The sequence below is a fragment of the Kordia aestuariivivens genome (assembly GCF_014397005.1).
GTDB lineage: Bacteria > Bacteroidota > Bacteroidia > Flavobacteriales > Flavobacteriaceae > Kordia > Kordia aestuariivivens.
Map to the genome: position 1 here is coordinate 1 of NZ_JACGWS010000026.1, position 19,223 is coordinate 19,223.

Sequence of the window (19,223 nt, forward strand, 5' to 3'; positions counted from 1 at the left end):
CAATACTAGTAGCTATGGGGCCAGATGCTGATATGGATGGTATCCCAGATGCCACAGATCAGGATGATGATAACGATGGTATCTTAGATATAGCCGAAGGTCCAGGTGATCCAAGCGGTGATGATGACAATGATGGTGTACCCAATTACTTAGATGACGCTCCATCAGATCCAATGGTGGGTGATGTCAATGGTACCGTAGAACCAGCGTACGATACAGACGGTGATGGCGTAAGTAACCACTTAGACTTAGATGCAGACAATGATGGTATTTACGATACAGTAGAAACAGGAGGAACGGATGCAAACAATGATGGAATCGCCGATGGTACTCCAAATGCAATCACTGGAATTCCTACATCAGCAGGCACAGGAGTAGCAGTGCCAACTGATAGCGGTCCAACAGTTGGAACACCAGATTTCTTAGATACAGATAGTGATGAAGATGGTTGTTCAGATGCTAATGAAGCTTTTAATAATTCAACAGCAGATGGAGGTGATGGTGGAAGTTATGGAACAGGAGAGCCTCAGGTTGGAGTAAATGTGAGTGGTTTAGTTATAGGAGCAGATTATACAACAGGAATAAATGTAGATGTAGTAACACCTGGTGTAGATATAGATGGCGATGGAGTAATAGGAGGTTGTGACGATGATGATGATGGAGACGGTGATCCAGATGTAACTGATCCAGATCCAACAAATCCTTGTATTTATGATGCGATGACTCAGGATATTACAATGGTTGAAACGTCTTGGAATGCATTAGATTGTGACAATGATGGATTAACCAATGGAGAAGAAGTGACTGGAATAGACAATCCAACAACGCCTGCTGATCCAAATGGAAATCTAACTGATCCACAAGATTCAGATACAGATGGTGATGGTGTTGATGATGGACAAGAAGCAGATGATATGACTGATCCAAATGATCCTTGTAATTACAATCCAACAAGTCAAGATATTACAATGGTTGAAACGACTTGGAGTGCAGCAGACTGTGATGGTGATGGTGTTCCTAATGGACAAGAAATTGCTGATATGACCGATCCGAATGATCCTTGTAGCTATCAAGCATCAAGTCAAGACTTAACAACTGTTGAACCAGCTTGGTCAAACAATGATTGTGACAATGATGGATTAACCAATGGAGAAGAAGTTACAGGAATCGACAATCCAACAACGCCTGCTGATCCAAATGGAAATACAACGGATCCACAAGATGCAGATAGTGATGATGATGGAGTGACAGACGGACAAGAAGCATTAGACATGACGAATCCAACTGATCCATGTAGTTATGAAGCCGCAAGTCAGGATATTACAATGGTAGGAACTGTTTGGAACAATGCAGACTGTGATGGAGATGGATTAACAAACAATGAAGAAGTTACAGGAATCGACAATCCAAGTACACCAGCTGATCCAAATGGAAACATAACAGATCCTCAAGATGCTGATACAGATGGAGATGGCGTAACTGACGGACAAGAAGCATTAGACATGACAAATCCAAATGATCCTTGTATTTACAATGCATCAAGTCAAGACTTAACAACTGTTGAACCAGCTTGGTCAAACAATGATTGTGACAATGATGGATTAACCAATGGAGAAGAAGTGACTGGAATCGACAATCCAACAACGCCTGCTGATCCAAATGGAAATACAACGGATCCACAAGATGATGATAGTGATGATGATGGCGTTTCAGACGGACAAGAAGCAATTGATCTAACAAATCCAACTGATCCATGTAGTTATGAAGCTGCAACTCAAGATATCACAATGGTAGGAATCGTTTGGAACAATGCAGACTGTGATGGAGATGGATTAACAAACTATGAAGAAGTAACAGGAGTAGATGATCCTGCAACACCAGCCGATCCAAATGGAAACATAACAGATCCTCAAGATGCTGATACAGATGGAGATGGCGTAACTGACGGACAAGAAGCATTAGACATGACAAATCCAAATGATCTTTGTGATTACGAAGCATCAAGTCAAGATTTAACAACAGTAGAACCTGCTTGGAATGATGCAGATTGCGATAGTGATGGATTAAACAATGAAGAAGAAGTTACAGGAATCAATGATCCAACGACACCAGCTGATCCAAATGGAAATACAACGGATCCACAAGATGCAGATAGTGATGATGATGGAGTGACAGACGGACAAGAAGCATTAGACATGACGAATCCAACTGATCCATGTAGTTATGAAGCCGTAAGTCAGGATATTACAATGGTAGGAACTGTTTGGAACAATGCAGACTGTGATGGAGATGGATTAACAAACAATGAAGAAGTTACAGGAATCGACAATCCAAGTACACCAGCTGATCCAAATGGAAACATAACAGATCCTCAAGATGCTGATACAGATGGAGATGGCGTAACTGACGGACAAGAAGCATTAGACATGACAAATCCAAATGATCCTTGTATTTACAATGCATCAAGTCAAGACTTAACAACTGTTGAACCAGCTTGGTCAAACAATGATTGTGACAATGATGGATTAACCAATGGAGAAGAAGTGACTGGAATCGACAATCCAACAACGCCTGCTGATCCAAATGGAAATACAACGGATCCACAAGATGATGATAGTGATGATGATGGCGTTTCAGACGGACAAGAAGCAATTGATCTAACAAATCCAACTGATCCATGTAGTTATGAAGCTGCAAGTCAAGATATCACAATGGTAGGAATCGTTTGGAACAATGCAGACTGTGATGGAGATGGATTAACAAATGGACAAGAAATAATAGATATGACAGATCCATTAGAACCTTGTGACTATGTTGTCGCAAACCAAGATATTAATCAAGCTTCAGGAGCATGGTTAATGGTAGATTGTGACGGTGATGGAGTTACAAATGGTCAAGAAATCAATGACAATACGAATCCAAATGATCCATGTAGTTTCAATGCAAACAGTCAAGACACATCTATGACAACAGTTACATACGACATGTTAGACTGTGACGGCGATGGCGTTACAAATGGACAAGAAGTTACAGATGGAACCGATCCACAAAATCCTTGTCAATATCTTGAAGCAAACCAAAACGTAACAATTGTTACTACAACTTGGGAAGGTTTAGATTGTGATGAAGATGGAGTTCCAAATGGAATAGAACTCTTAGATGCTACTGGAGTTCAAGATCCATGTGATTACAATGTAAACAATCAAGATATCACAATGGTTGGCGCCATATGGAATGGTGTTGACTGTGATGGAGACGGAGTCATAAATGGAGATGAAATAATAGATGGCACTAATCCAATTGACGCATGTGATTTTGAACTTGGAAGTCAAACAACAACAACGTCAGGAGCATGGAATAGTGCAGATTGTGACGGTGATGGAGTAACAAACGAAGTGGAAATAGCTAACAATACCGATCCAAGTATTCCTTGTGATTTTGATTTCAATAATCAAAACTTAGCAAGAGTATCAAATGCATGGTTATTATTAGACTGTGATGGAGATGGTATTCCTAACGGTGATGAACTAGGAGACGAAAATAATAACGGTATTCCTGATTACTTAGAAGTAAACAATGGGAATCCAACGGAAGAACTTGAAATTTTCGATATCGTAACACCAAATGGAGATGGATTAAACGATGTATTTACAATTAGAGGAATTCAAAACTTCCCAGACAACAACCTTAAAATCTATAATAGATGGGGAGTTAAAGTATATGACGTTGATGGATACGGTCAAGGAAATAATTTCTTCAGAGGATATTCTAATGGTAGAGTTACCATTGCACGAGACGATCGCTTGCCTGTCGGAACCTACTACTATGTATTATCTTATGTAGATGGTAACGGAGATAGAAAAGAAAAAGCAGGACCACTTTACATTAATAGAAGATAAAAACAATACAAACACCTATCGGAGTTCAGCTCCGATAGGTATAATATATACACTTATGAAAAAAAATTATGCAACTCTCATAGCTTTATTATTTTTAGTGTTGTTCTCTAACATAACAACAGCTCAGCAGGATGCACAGTATACACAGTACATGTATAACACCTTGAGTATAAACCCTGCTTATGCAGGTTCAAGAGACGTTTTTAGTTTTCTAGGATTGTACAGAACACAATGGGTTGGACTAGATGGCGCACCAAAAACATTTACAGCTTCCATGCATACACCCGTAGGAAAACGAGTCGGATTAGGTTTAAATATTACCAATGATGAAATATTTATTGCAAAAGAAAGCTACATTGATATTGACTTTAGTTACACGTTAGATGTTGGTGAACAAGGGAGATTTGCTTTAGGTTTAAAAGCAGGAGCACATTTACTTGATATAGATTCAAATCGATTAAATACAGGTGCATTCAATCCAGGTGATCCAGATGCATTTATAAATATTGATAAACGATTCTCACCACAATTTGGAGTCGGACTATATTATCATACGCCAAAATTTTATTTGGGATTGAGTATTCCTAACATGTTAGAAACAGAACATTTTGATGAATCTTCAAACAGTAATAATTCTAGCGCTACAGCTAGAGAACGTGTTAATTATTATTTAATGTCTGGCTATGTGTTTGACCTGTCTGAAGATGTAAAATTCAAACCAGCCGGACTTGTAAAACTAGTATCTGGAGCACCTTTACAGGTAGACCTTTCAGGGAATTTCTTAATCTATGACAAATTAACTTTAGGAGCCGCATACAGATGGAGTGCTGCACTAAGTGCGATGGCTGGATTTCAAGTTTCAGATCAACTCATGTTAGGATTTGCGTATGACAGAGATACCACAGAATTGCAACAATTCAATGACGGATCTTATGAAGTATTTCTTCGTTTTGAACTCTTTAGTCGTAAAAAAAATATGATATCACCAAGATTCTTTTAATCCAAAAAATAGTCAAATATGAGACACACAATAAAAACAATTATAACCTTCTTAGTCTTAGGAATATTAGCTGTTAATGGACAAGAAAACACGATAAAAAAAGGGAATAAAAATTTTGATAGTCATGCATTTATAGATGCTCGAGAAGCCTATCTAAAAGTAGCAGAAGAAGGATATCAATCTGTAGAACTATTTTCTCGATTAGGCGATTCATACTATTTCACAGCTGATTATAAAAATGCAGCAAAATGGTATGGTGCATTATTTAGCTATTCTAAACAGATAGATTCAGAATATTTGTATAGATATGCAGTATCGCTAAAAAGTACCGAAAAATATGTCGCTTCGGATAAAATTATGGCAAAATTCTATGAAACAAAAGGAGAAGACTACAGAGCAAAACTATTTGTAAATGAAAGAAACTATCTCAAAGAAATAGAATTACAATCTGGAAGATTCAAAATTGATAATGCAGGATTCAACTCGAAACTATCTGATTTTGCACCTGCATTCAATCAAAATCAACTCGTATTTGCATCGAATAGACAAGATAGAAAGCCTTCTAAAATAATTCATGATTGGAATGATCAACCATTTTTAGACTTATATCAAGTAAATATTGCACTTACAGATCCAAACAAAACAATTCAAAAATTACCTAAAAGCATAAATACAAAATACCACGAATCTACGGCAGTATATACCAAAGACGGAAATACACTTTATTTTACTCGAAACAATTATACAAATAAAAGTTTTAAACAAGATGAAGCTGGAACAAATAGATTAAAACTGTACCGTGCAACAAAAAAAGATGCTGCAAATTGGAATGTTGAAGAATTGCCGTTCAATAATGATGAATATTCAGTAGCGCATCCGGCATTAAGCGTAGACGAAAAAACACTCTACTTTGCTTCTGATATGCCAGGTGGGAAAGGACAATCAGACTTGTACAAAGTTGCCATCAATGGTGATACTTTTGGAAGTCCGGAAAATCTTGGAGAAAAAATAAATACAGAAAGTAGAGAAACATTTCCTTTTGTAAGTGATGATAACAGACTCTACTTTGCTTCTGACGGACATGTTGGACTTGGAGGGTTAGATGTATTTGTATCAGATTTGGACACTACAAATAACTTTGGAAATGTATACAATCTGGGAAAACCAATCAACAGTCCGCAAGACGATTTTACCTTTATCATAAATGAAGCTACTGGAACTGGATATTTCGCTTCCAATAGAGAAGGGGGTAAAGGAGATGATGATATCTATAGCTTAACAAGAACTGAGCCTATACTAACAAAATGCACACAAACAGTAGAAGGAGTTGTATTAGATGAAAATACAAGCGAACCTATTCCAAATGCTAAAGTATTATTATTAGACACTGGAAACAATCGTTTAGCAGAAGCTAATGCAGCTGCAGATGGAACATTCAATTTTGATTTAGAATGTAATAAAGCATACTCCATTCGTGCTTCAAAAGAAGGATATGTTACGGCAGAAAAATCATTTGCTACATCAAATGAACTAGGAAAAGAAAACAAGCAAACACTCTTTATGAAAAAAGGAAACGATCTTGGAAAAGAAATGATTATTCCTGTTGGTGGAGATTTAGTAAAGATACTAGGATTAAATCCAATATACTTTGATTTAGACAAAGATTACATAAGAGCAGATGCAGAAATAGAATTACGTAAAGTGATTGCTATAATGAATCTATATCCAAAAATGAAAATAGATGTAAGATCGCATACAGACAGTAGGGCAGACGATGATTACAATATAGACCTATCCGATAGAAGAGCAAAATCTACAATACAATACCTTGTGGACAATGGTATAGCCGTAAGTAGGCTTACTGGAAAAGGATATGGAGAAACAAGAATTATAAATAGATGCAGTAATGGAACTCCATGCCAAGAATACGAACATCAATTAAATAGGAGAAGTGAATTTATTATTATTGAGAATTAAAAAAAATATTCGAGTATTTTTAGGCAAATTCAGAATAAATAAATCACTTCCTATATGAGCCTTGAAATCTTAAATTTCAAGGCTCTTTTTTGTGTAAATGTCCGTCCTGAAATAAGTTGATTTTGTGTCAGCTTATTTATGATTAATAAAACAAACAAAGGACTAGAAAGTTAAAATTATTTGCTCAAATATCGTATAAATAGAATATATTTTAAGTTCATATTAGAAAACAGAAAGTTAATTCGTTAAGTATTCATTAATTACATTTTTCATTTCAGAAGATACATTTTTTTCCATATTTTCAATCCGTTCAATTGTCCTAGTATTAACATTAATTCTTGATGCAAGTTCACTCATCGTCAATCCATGCTTAATCCTATACAATAAACATCTATTAGCTAACGAATCAGTTCCATCACCCCAATAGTTATAACCCAAAAACTCAACCACCTTTTTCCGGTTACGTATATGTGGCAGGTATCGATTCCATTCCCATAACTGGTAGCTGTCTTTTCGTTTTGAAAAGTAGTTCGCTGTTTCTTGTTGTGTCCATTCTAAGACTAAACGCCTGCGTTTTAATGCAGCGCCAAGACTTTTGTCGTTTTCATCAGGAAGTGCCAAATAACAAGGTTTCTCGGCTTTTATTTTAATGTTACAAATGGGCAACGTACCACTTCGGACGTCGCTTTAGTTGGCGGCGGAAGCTATCCGCAACCTGGAGAAATCTCGTTGGCGCATAATGGAGTTTTATTCTTGGATGAATTGCCTGAATTCAAGCGAAGTGTCTTAGAAGTCATGCGACAACCGTTAGAAGACCGAGAAGTCACTATTTCTACAGCACGATTTACGATTACCTATCCAAGTAGTTTCATGTTGGTGGCAAGTATGAACCCGAGTCCAAGTGGATTTTTCAACGATCCAAATTCGCCAATGTCATCATCTCCGATGGAAATGCATCGTTATATGGGGAAAATTTCGGGACCTTTATTAGATCGAATTGATATTCACATTGAAGTCACACCAGTTCCTTTTGAAAAACTATCGGAAGAGCGAAAAGGCGAAGCAAGTGAAGTTATTCGTGAACGTGTGATCAAAGCGCGAGAAATTCAAACGGAACGTTTCAACGAATCAGAAACCTTGCATTGCAATACACAAATGAACACCAAACAAATTCGTTTGTATTGTAAACTCGATAAAGAAGCATTGAATCTTCTGAAAAATGCTATGGAACGTTTGGGTTTATCAGCACGTGCATACGATCTAATTCTCAAAGTAGCACGAACTATTGCCGATTTAGGTGAACAACCAAATATTTTGCCAAATCACATCGCGGAAGCTATTCAATATAGAAGTTTGGATAGAGAAGGTTGGTTGGGATAGCCCAACATCAGTTACTTCCATAAAAATATAAATGTTACCTTTTTGTGTAGTACATTATAGCGTATATCATATTACTTTTGTAATAAAAATAACTAAAGATGGAGGATCGGTATTCTAGAAACAGAATTTACTTAACTGAGGAAGAGCAAAAAATGATTAAAGATTACCCTATAATATTAGGAGGATCTGGCATTGGGAGTGTGATTGCCGAGTGTGCATTGAGGTTAGGATTTGAAAATATAACTATTATTGATGGAGATCAAGTAGAGTTATCAAATTTGAATCGTCAAAACTATACTGAACACGATATTGACATAGATAAAACAGAAGCTATAAAAAATAGGTTGAAGTCTATTAATTCTAATGCTAATATTAAGGTGCATAACTCGTTCTTGACAATAGAGAATGTTGAGGAGTATATAAAAGGTCATAAAATAGCAATCAATGCACTTGACTTTACTACTGAAGTCCCTTTAGTATTCGATAAGCTTTGTCAAAAAAATAATATTCCTGTATTGCATCCATACAATTTAGGTTGGGGTGGATTGGTTACAGTCATTACACCAGAAGGTTTAATGTTAGATACTATAGAAAAACCTGATGAGACGTTCAATGAAGTAGTTATGGTTAAATATGCTTCCAATTATTTAAAATTTTGGGGAACTCCTTGTGGGTGGATAGATGATATTATAAGGAAATATCAAGAAGAGAAAGAACAACTTTCCCCACCGCAACTTTCTATAGCTTCTTGGACAGTAGCAGCAATGTGTACAAATGTCATGTTCAATATTGCAACTAAAAAAGAATATAAAAAATTCCCTGAATTCTATTTGTCAACTATTATGGACTAAATCAACTCATTATTTGTTGCATGGGCAATAGCTTCAGCAATATTTACTACATTCAATTTATTAAAAAGCTTTCTTCTGTGAAATTTCACAGTATCTGGTGATACAAAAATGACTTCAGCAATTTCGTTAATTGTATATCCTCTGGTTGAGTATAAAAGTATTTCTTTTTCTCTGTTGGATAATTTTATTTGTTCGGTTGTTTTCCAAAAAGATCCTTCTAAATCATATCTAAAAATTTTATTATCACCTTTTTTATAGATGGCTATATTTCCTGAATTCTGTTCAGCTGAAAGTGAAATAATACACAGGGCCTTCCATATTTTACCTTCATTTGTTAAAAATATAGGTGTTAACTTTTGATTAATCAAGATGATTTTACCTTCTTTATTTTTCAAATGGTAATCATAAGAGATTGTGTGGTTCTTTCGATCTTCTAAAGGAATTCGTTCATAAAATTCAAACCCTACATTATTAATCTTTAGAAGAAGATCTAAATCAGATTCTATGACATATTTAAAATAAAATGCATATCCCATTTCCTGGACTTCCATAGCTGTATGACCACAAAGAAATAATGGATTATCTGAAACATATTCAAATCCTTTTTTTTGATAATCTATTACGTAGATACTTTTGTAAGTTGTTCTTGCAAAAGCCTTAATTGGTTCTAAATAGTCTGCGGTTTTTTCTTGATCAGTATTAGAAATATTGTTAACAGTATTCCTAAAAGAAAAAAAATCATTAACATCACTCATATAGTAAGATATTTAATATAAATTCAAAATACCAAACCTTTGTTTTGTAATTATAGTAATTACAAAACAAAAAACAATCAATAAACTCGAAATGAGTTACATCGTTGATATACTTAAATTTTAGTTCCCTGTCCCTTTTTAAAGTAAATCCCCAAGCATTTGTATTCTAGATTTTAGGTTAACTTTCTTTAATTTCTTAATAAAGGATTTAACTGTATTTTATATGATATAGAGAAGAGTAATAAACTCCAGCAACACTATATCTATATATAGTCAATAATCTACGCTTTTTTTCATGGTTACAATAGATGTAATGATACTATATAATATACATTAAGTATTTATCGAATGTGAAAAAACGAACAGTTTATACGCCATTTTCACTAAATACTTAATGATGTCTTTGTATTACTTAAAAAAATAATAGAGGATATTATTTTTTTACTTACATGTTTAAAGAAATATATTATAACAAATATAGGTATTGATGTTCATATAAGCAATTAAACACTTTAGAAATGATAGAACATCAGTAATATCATTTTTTCTTTTCAATTAAAAATAAAATTTTCTTCCAAAAATAGCATAATTGAAAATATTTTCCGGTAGGCTTTTTTCACATTTTTTCATGGATGCAAAATACTACACAAAAGGGTAGTATTTGCGTAAAGTACTCACTACTACCTTTTTGTGTAAAGAAGTGTCTGCTGATGCTAGATAGTTTTGTTCAAACTTTTTTACCCATGAAACTTGAAACAAACTATTTAAAGAATTTAGGAAAAGGACAAATATTAGACCTTGCAAAATTTATCGTAACAGAAAACTTTAAACATCATTCAAACAACGTTTTACCACAAAATTATAAAGATGATGTAAACTCTATCCACAATGAAGAAATAAAATATGCTGAAAATTCAGAAATTTTTGTAGTAAAAAATAATGAAAATGAAATCACAGGAGCTATAAGAGTTTTGAGATGGAATTATTCTGATGAATTGCCTATTCAGAAGATTTTTGGAATCAACCCGCTACTTGCCATCACGAATTATAACGTTAATGAAATTTTTCATATTGGAAGATTTGCTATAGCGAAAGAATCAAAAGACATCAAGTTATTTAAAAAACTAATGATATGTGCTATTGCGCCTATATGCACGCACAAAGGAAATATCGTTTTTGCTGAAATTGACAGTAAATTATTACGTGTATTAAGACTTTTGGGAATAAAAGCATCTATAATTGGTAAATCTATCAATTACTTAGGATCAGAAACAATTCCTATCGCAATGACTTACGATGGCTTAATTGACTTCTACAATAATAACAAATCATTAGTTTCTAAAGAAACTCTTGAGCAGAGTATCTCATCTTTTAAACTACCCGAAAGTGTAGTTTAAACACACCTAATATAGAACTACCCTTTAGTGTAGCAAAAACAAGCTCAATAGCTTGTAGTTTCGTATAACAAGAACAAATCTGAAGACCTCAAATCAATTTTGATAGAGGAATTCAAAAATCATATTCTAATTTAATAAAAGCTTCATGTGACTGAGGGAAGCGAAGCTATATTTAAAATTTAAAAACGATTATGAACTTCAATATTGGTTGGCACGTGTTATATGTTAAGTCTCGTTGGGAGAAAAAAGTATATGAATCTTTAAAGGAGATTTCGTTAGAATCATTTCTGCCACAAATAAAAACAGTTCGACAATGGAGTGATCGAAAGAAACTTGTTTTGATGCCATTGTTTCCATCGTATGTATTTGTAAATATTAATACTTCTTTGGAATTTCATAAAGCAACCTCTGTATATGGCGCTTGCGCATTTATTCGCTTTGGAAAAGATTATGCAGTTGTACCTGAAAAAGAAATTAATCAAATTAAACTTTTAGTTGGTGATTCAAATATCATGGATATAGAAGTAGATGCACAAAAATTAAAAGTAGGGGAAAAGAAAAAAATTATGTACGCGCCATTAAACGGTATGGAATGCGAAATTTTGAACATTAACAATATCAATAAAATAGTTGTACGGATAGAATCTTTACAACAATGTATTACAGCAGTAGTTCCTCCTTATTATTTCGAAAGTTTAGAACCTTCACTTCATTAAGTACAAATACTTATGACAAAATTAGAATTTAAAATAACTTCAGATTATTGGCTGCAAAAACTGAAAAAGCAGCCTGTTTCTAGAAACGAGCAATTTCATTTGATAACCTCAGATAAACTGGTGATTCCAAATGAAAACATTGCTTATTTCTTGAAATTAACGAACAATAATCTTATTGTTGAATACACGGTATTATTTGCGGTGTATACAGCGATGTTGCAACGTTATTTTGAGCCAAACCATTTTATATTTTCAACAAAAGTTACGGATGAAAATACACCGTTGTTACTATGTCATAACTTTATAGAAGATAAAAACCTAAAACAATATTTGAATACAGTAAGAGCTGAAATTCAAGAGGTTTATAAATATACTAGCTTTGACGCAGATTTTAATTTATCAAAGAAATTCAAATCATATACTACTTTTGGATTCGGGTATAATACATCAATAGCACAAAATGAAATTCCTTTTTTCTTAAACGTTACTAAGTCAACAAAAGGATTATTAATATCTATTACGTATGCGGAAAGTTTCAAAAAATCATATGTAGTTGAACATTTTATAAAAAATTTACAAAACTGTTTAGAAAACTTAGAAACAAATCTACTGACTAAAATTTGTGACATTCCAACGTTGACAAAAGCTGAAGAAGAAACAATTTTAAAAACATTCAACAACACAGCGCTTTCCTTTCCTTTAGAAACATCAATTCCAGACTTATTTGAAGCGCAAGTAGCAAAAACACCCGAAAATACGGCACTTATCATTCAAGATGTATCTTATACATACAAAGAACTGAATGAAAAAGCCAATGCATTAGCGAATTACCTTGTACATAAACATCATATTCAGGCAACTGATTTTGTTGGAATAAAACTTGAAAGAACAGAATTACTAATCATTTCATTATTAGCAGTCTTAAAAACAGGTGCTGTATATGTGCCAATTGATAAAGATTATCCAGAGGAGCGAATTGCGTATATAGAAAATGATAGTCAATGCAAATTGGTTATTGATGAAACACTAAGTTTCTTTAACGATTCAAACGAACACTACACGACAGAAAATCTCGGAATTCGAAAGAATGCAACAGATGTAGCATATATTATTTACACTTCGGGAACAACAGGAAAGCCAAAAGGCGTCATGATTACGCATCAAAATGCGGTTGCAATGATACAATGGGCATCAACTACTTTTGACACGACAACTTTTGATACAGTCTTTGCAGTAACATCACATTGTTTTGACTTATCGATCTACGAAATATTTTATACACTTTCCACAGGGAAGAAAATTAGATTGTTACAGAATGCAATAGAAATTCCAGACTATTTACAGAAAGATCAAAATATACTCATCAATACAGTTCCATCCGTAATGAGAATGTTGATGGAAGATGAATGCGATTTAAAAAATGTTCGTATTATCAATCTTGCAGGAGAACCATATCCATTAGATATTGCAGAATATATACTGGAAAAAAACATTGTAACAAACAATTTATACGGACCTTCGGAAGACACTACTTATAGTACAGCTTTTACACTAACACCACAAACGTATGAAAGTATTCCAATTGGAAAACCAATCTCAAATACGCAAGCATATATTTTAGATGAGCACCTTCAACCTGTGCCAATTGGTGTTATTGGAAAATTATACTTATCAGGTTTAGGAGTGACAAAAGGTTATTTAAATCGTCCGGAGTTAACAAAAGAAAAATATATAAAAAATCCATTCAACACATCGCAATTCATGTATGATACAGGCGATTTAACGAGTTGGATGCCAGATGGAAATATAAAATTCTACGGAAGAAAAGATCATCAAGTAAAACTAAGAGGTTACCGTATTGAATTAGGCGAAATCGAACATCAAATTTCAAAATTCAACACAGAAATACAAGGAGCTGTTGTCGCGCTAAAACAGGTAAACAATGAACAATGTTTGGTTGCGTATTATGTAGCAAACACTCCAATTCAAAAAGAAGCATTGCGTGTTCATTTGGAAGCAAAGTTGCCAATATATATGGTGCCTACATACTTCCAAAAAATTGAAGAAATTCCGTTGACACCAAATAAAAAGGTGAACAAAAACGCTTTGCCTGAAATTGCACAGCATAGCACAACGCAAGCAGTGTACGAAGCACCAAGAAATCAAGTTGAAGTTGAACTACTGGAAATTTGGAAAACAGTACTTTCGGTTGATACTTTTGGTGTAAATGATAACTTTTTTGCACTTGGAGGACATAGTTTAATGATTTCTCAGATCATTAACAAAATGCATAAAACCTTAAAGAAAACAATTTCATACAAGGAATTTTATAAAAATCCAACGATTGCAGGTATTAGTGAACAACTAGACGAAACGGAATATAAAGCCATTCCTAAATTAGCGGAAGCAACTGCGTATCCTGTAACGGCGGCACAACATCGTTTATGGTTGTTAAGTCAATTAGATGATAATTTAGATGCGTATACAATTTCGGGAGCTATTCGTATAGATGGTAAGTTGCAATTTGAAAACTTTCAAAAAGCATTCAATCATGTTGTAAAAAAGCATGAGATTTTACGAACGTATTTCGCAACAGATTCGCAAGGTAGTTTGCAACAATATATCATGCCTATTTCTGAAATTGTATATACTATTGAAGTACACAATCTTTCAAAATCGGTAAATCAATTAGCTGAAACACAAAATTTCATTCAGCAACAGCTAAAAGAAACATTTCATCTTGACAAATCACCATTATTCAATATAAAACTAATTCGTTGGAACAAAACTGAAACGATTCTTTTCATAGCAATACATCATATAATTAGTGATGGTTGGTCGCTTGAAGTATTAACTTCGGAAATCTTAAAAGCATATACTGAGATCACTTCTAAAGGAGCAGCAAACAATGAACCATTACCAATTCAATTTAAAGAATATGCTTCTTGGATCAACGAAAAACAACAAAACTCATTAGCGAGTCAAAAAGCATATTGGGAAACTCAATTTCAAGGAAAACTTCCAAAATTGAACATTCCGATAGGAACTAACAAAAGACCAGCGTTAAAAACATACAAAGGAGAAAGTATTCAGTATTCTTTTTCAAATGAATTACTGACACAATTAAAAAATAGTTCAGCAGCGCAACATGTACCGCTATTTTCGGTAATAATGACAGCCGTTAAAACGTTATTATACGGATATTCTTTTCAGAAAGATATCATCATAGGAACACCGGTTGCAGGAAGAATTCATCCAGATTTAGAAAATCAATTAGGATTGTATTTGAATACACTTGCGATCAGATCACAATTTTCCGAAAATGATAATTTCAAAACAGTACTCTTTAAAGAGCATCAGGCAATCGCAGCAGCGCATGCAAATCAAGAATATCCTTTTGACAAACTTGTTGAAACACTCAATGTAGAACGCGATACGTCACGATCTCCATTATTTGATGTGATGGTTGTATTGCAAAATTATCAGCAATTAGTAAGCCTAAATACTGACGTTTCAGAATCAATATTGGCAATTTCGCCTTTTAAAACAGAAAGAACTGCTGCACAATTTGATGTAACATTCACATTTGTTGAAGCAGAAGAATTAAAACTCGAATTACAATACAATACAGCAATCTATCAGCCAGATTTTATACAACGTGTATGCAAAGATTTGGAACACATATTTACACAAATAGTGACCAATATAGAACTGCCAATTAGCGCAATTACATTACTTTCTGATGAAGAAAAAATAATTGTTGCAAACGCAAGCAATATTGAAGATCCTCAAAATATAACAACGTACGATTTTGTAGCGCCAACAACAGAAATAGAACAAAAAGTAGCGGCTATTTGGAAAGAAATTCTAAAAATTGAAACGATAAGCATTACGGATGATTTCTTCAAGCTTGGCGGACATAGTTTGTTATTAAATAAATTGCGAAACGCGTATCATAAAACGTTTCAAGCAGAAATAAGTCTAAAAGATTTATACCTAAAAACAGCTATGACAGCGCATGTAGCATTGTTGGAACAAGCGGAAGAGTCAGTATATATAGTCATTGAAAAAGCTCCGACACAAGCATTGTATGATATTTCTACTACGCAAAGACGGTATTGGTTGTTATATAAAATTTTTGGGAAATCGAAAGAATTCAATATTTATGACAACCTAAATTTAGGAAGTAATTTACAAAGAGAACATTTTGAAAAAGCTTTCAATGTATTAAAAGAAAGACATGAAATGTTACGTGCCGTTTTTGTAGACGATCAAGGAATTCCGAAGCAAAAAATAACAACATTTTCATCGGTAACGATTCCTTTCTTTGAAACAGAAACTGAAGCAAAAGCCTATACATTTGATCATGAATTCTCTTTAGAAACCTATCCTTTATACAAGGTTTCTTTAGCAAAACAAAAGGACGATTTTGTGTTGTTCTTTAATATTCATCATAGTATCAGCGATGGCTGGTCAATGAATGTAATTGTCCAGGAGTTGATGGATGTGTACAATGCACTTACGCTAGGAGAAACACCTACACTTCCAGAAGTATCGATTCAATACAAAGATTATGTTGTTTGGCAACAAGAACAAGCGCAATCTGAAGCTTTGCAAAAGCAAGAATCATATTGGGAAAATCAATTAGCAGGAGACATTCCATACTTACAATTGCCAGTTGATTATGCTGTGAGCGTAAAAACGGCAACAACAGGTTCAGCATATCATGCTGTATATTTCAATAAAGATTCAAAAAATAATATAGAATCGCTAGCAACCAAACACAACGTAAGTGTATTTTCAATAGTTGCCGCGGCTTTAAAAATACTACTTGCACGATTAACAGGAGAAGAAGACATTACTTTCGGAATTCCTGCGGCAAACAGAAATCATGAGCAGCTCAAACATATAGTTGGTAGTTTTATCAATACACTGATGTTGCGAAACTCGGTTGAAAAACAAGGTGATTTTATCACATTTGTAAAAGCGTTAAATGTTACATTGATTGAAGCTTTAGAAAATCAAAATTATCCATTTGAGCAATTGCTTGAAAAACTAGCAATTCCAACACAAGAAGGACGTTTTCCGTTAAGTCCAGTATTTTTAAACCTATTAGATTTTGAAGCGAAATCAACAGAAAAAATCACAGATTTCTCAGCAAGACATGGGCATATTGAAGCATCTCCAAAATTTGACTTTGAATGTTATGTGAAAAATTATGCCAACGGTTTAGAGCTAAAAACGGTGTACGATCAAAGTCGTTTTAAAGAAGAAACTATTGCATATTGGATGCAAGCGCTGGTGGAGATTATCAATCAAGTAGTAACGAATGATACAAAACAAATCAAAGATATTGTTTGTTTTGAGCACTATTTGCCTACAAAAGTTTCAAAACGTCCAACAAATGAGTTTACCTATTTTGAAGCAACAGAAATTCAACAAAGTATTGCTGCTCGTTTTGAAAAGCAAGTAGTAAAATATTCTAATGCAATTGCTGTTGAAAGTAATGGAAATTATTTCTCTTATAAAGAATTAAACGAAAAAGCGAATCAATTAGCCCATACAATTTTAAAACAATCGTCAACAAGTCAGCGTATTGCATTGCTGTTAGAACATGATGAAAGTTGCATACTAGGAATGTTGGGAAGTTTAAAAGCAGGATTTGGATATGTACCTATTGACAATAGCGATCCATTACAAAGAATTCAATTTATACTAAATGATGCCGCTTGTGACATTCTAATTTACACTAAAAAATCAGCTGATAAAATAGCGGAACTAATTGTTGAATTACCACATATAAAATGTATTGAATTAGCGGAAGCTTTTAGTGAAAGCAACAAAGAAAATCCGGCGTTAGCTATACATCCAACATCAAACGCCTATGTTTTATACACTTCAGGATCAACAGGAAATCCAAAAGGTGTTGTACAAAATCAGCAAAACGTATTGCATTACATTCGTGTATATACGAACGAAGTGCACATTCATGAAAATGATAATTTAAGTTTATTTTCAACCTATACGTTTGATGCTTCTGTAAAAGATATTTATGCCGCAATTCTAAATGGAGCTACAGTTTGTCTTTATAATATTCCAGAACGCGGAATGCAAACACTTGCAAATTGGTTTGAAACACAGCAAATAAGTATCATTCACATGGTACCAACAATTTATAGATATTTCTTAAAAAGTTTACCGTTTGGAACACAATTAAACTCCATACGATTAATTGATTTAGGAGGCGAAGCATGCTATAAATCAGATATTGATTTATTCAAAAAATACTTTTCAAAAGAAGCTTTCTTAGTAAACGATTATGGACCTACGGAAGCGACCATTGTATCTCAAAACTTTATTTCGCACGATACAGAAATTACCAAAACAAATGTGCCGTTAGGAACTACGGTAACTGAAACGGATGTATTTCTGCTTGACGAGAACAATAAACGAAAAGGTGTATATGAAAAAGGAGAAATCACATTTCGAAGTAACTATCTTTCTTTAGGCTATTTGAATCGTCCAGAATTGACAGATACTGTATTTATTAATGATTTTGAAGAAACTGGAGATCGAATCTACAAATCGGGCGATATTGGTTTGTTATTGCCAACTGGTGAAATTGAATTTTTATACCGAAAAGATACACAAGTAAAATACAATGGTGTTCGCATAGAACTTTCTGAAATAGAACATCATTTAGAGCAAATAGAAGGCATCCGAGAAGCAATTGTAGCTGTCAAAACTGTTGAAAATAAAGCATACATCACAGCATATATCGCATATACAAATCAAATAGAAATACAGGCAATTAAAAAAGCATTGCAACAACGTATCCCTAACTATATGATTCCTGGAATTTATATAGAGATGAAAACTTTTCCATTGACACGAACAGGGAAAATAGATCGTAAAGCATTAAGAAATCCAGAAATATCGGATCTCATTACAACACAATATGTAGCGCCAGAAAGTAAAATAGAAGCAGAATTAGTGTTGCTATGGTCAGAAATTTTAGAACACAAAAGTGAAACACTCGGAATAGTAGATAACTTTTTTGAATTAGGCGGAAACAGTTTGCAGGCAATGACAGTTATCAATCAAATAAATAAAAAATATCATACAGTATTTTCCATTGGAAACTTATACGAAACGCTCACGATAAAAGAACTAGCTACACTAGTGAATTTTTCGGTGCATCAACAACAAGATGACACTCTCAACGATTACGAAGAAATTGTCATATAA

The 19,223-nt window shown here is 33.8% G+C and carries 9 protein-coding genes and 1 pseudogene; 8 read left to right on the top strand and 2 right to left on the bottom strand.

What is annotated here, in order from left to right; all coding sequences use genetic code 11:
- The 3 genes from H2O64_RS23695 to H2O64_RS23705 form a co-directional block, all read left to right on the top strand.
- Positions 1-3,899, top strand: a 3,899-nt coding sequence (locus tag H2O64_RS23695) for a T9SS type B sorting domain-containing protein (RefSeq protein ID WP_187564733.1), incomplete at its 5' end; no start/stop codon positions are given.
- Between the two features lie 55 nt (positions 3,900-3,954).
- Positions 3,955-4,899 carry a PorP/SprF family type IX secretion system membrane protein gene (locus H2O64_RS23700; protein ID WP_187564734.1) on the top strand — a complete coding sequence of 315 codons (945 nt, stop codon included), beginning with the start codon at positions 3,955-3,957 and terminating at the stop codon, positions 4,897-4,899.
- A gap of 18 nt (positions 4,900-4,917) precedes the next feature.
- Positions 4,918-6,876, top strand: a complete 1,959-nt coding sequence (locus H2O64_RS23705) for an OmpA family protein (protein WP_187564735.1) — start codon at positions 4,918-4,920, stop codon at positions 6,874-6,876.
- A gap of 237 nt (positions 6,877-7,113) precedes the next feature.
- On the opposite strand, the gene H2O64_RS23710 is transcribed toward H2O64_RS23705, so the two are convergent.
- A complete protein-coding gene (locus tag H2O64_RS23710; protein WP_187564736.1) occupies positions 7,114-7,497 on the bottom strand; it encodes a helix-turn-helix domain-containing protein in 384 nt (127 codons plus the stop codon).
- A gap of 36 nt (positions 7,498-7,533) precedes the next feature.
- On the opposite strand from H2O64_RS23710, the pseudogene H2O64_RS23715 reads away from it, so the two are divergent.
- Together H2O64_RS23715 and H2O64_RS23720 are read left to right on the top strand one after the other, a co-directional pair.
- Positions 7,534-8,256: pseudogene (locus H2O64_RS23715) on the top strand (YifB family Mg chelatase-like AAA ATPase); the annotation flags it as partial.
- Positions 8,257-8,354: 98 nt separating this feature from the next.
- Positions 8,355-9,107 (top strand): ThiF family adenylyltransferase, encoded by a 753-nt coding sequence (locus H2O64_RS23720; protein WP_187564737.1) that lies wholly within the window; start codon positions 8,355-8,357, stop codon positions 9,105-9,107.
- Here the strand turns inward: H2O64_RS23720 and H2O64_RS23725 are convergent.
- Positions 9,104-9,862 carry a response regulator transcription factor gene (locus H2O64_RS23725; RefSeq protein WP_187564738.1) on the bottom strand — a complete coding sequence of 253 codons (759 nt, stop codon included), beginning with the start codon at positions 9,860-9,862 and terminating at the stop codon, positions 9,104-9,106. The two genes, H2O64_RS23720 and H2O64_RS23725, sit on opposite strands and share 4 nt — an antisense overlap.
- Positions 9,863-10,605: 743 nt before the next feature.
- Between H2O64_RS23725 and H2O64_RS23730 the strand changes: the two genes are divergently transcribed.
- The 3 genes from H2O64_RS23730 (at position 10,606) to H2O64_RS23740 (ending at position 19,223) form a co-directional block, all read left to right on the top strand.
- Entirely contained in the window at positions 10,606-11,259 is a 654-nt protein-coding gene (locus tag H2O64_RS23730) for a hypothetical protein (RefSeq protein WP_187564739.1), read from the top strand.
- Between the two features lie 191 nt (positions 11,260-11,450).
- A complete protein-coding gene (locus tag H2O64_RS23735; protein WP_187564740.1) occupies positions 11,451-11,975 on the top strand; it encodes a UpxY family transcription antiterminator in 525 nt (174 codons plus the stop codon).
- Between the two features lie 12 nt (positions 11,976-11,987).
- Positions 11,988-19,223: a non-ribosomal peptide synthetase gene (locus H2O64_RS23740; RefSeq protein WP_187564741.1), complete on the top strand. Its 7,236-nt coding sequence runs from the start codon at positions 11,988-11,990 to the stop codon at positions 19,221-19,223.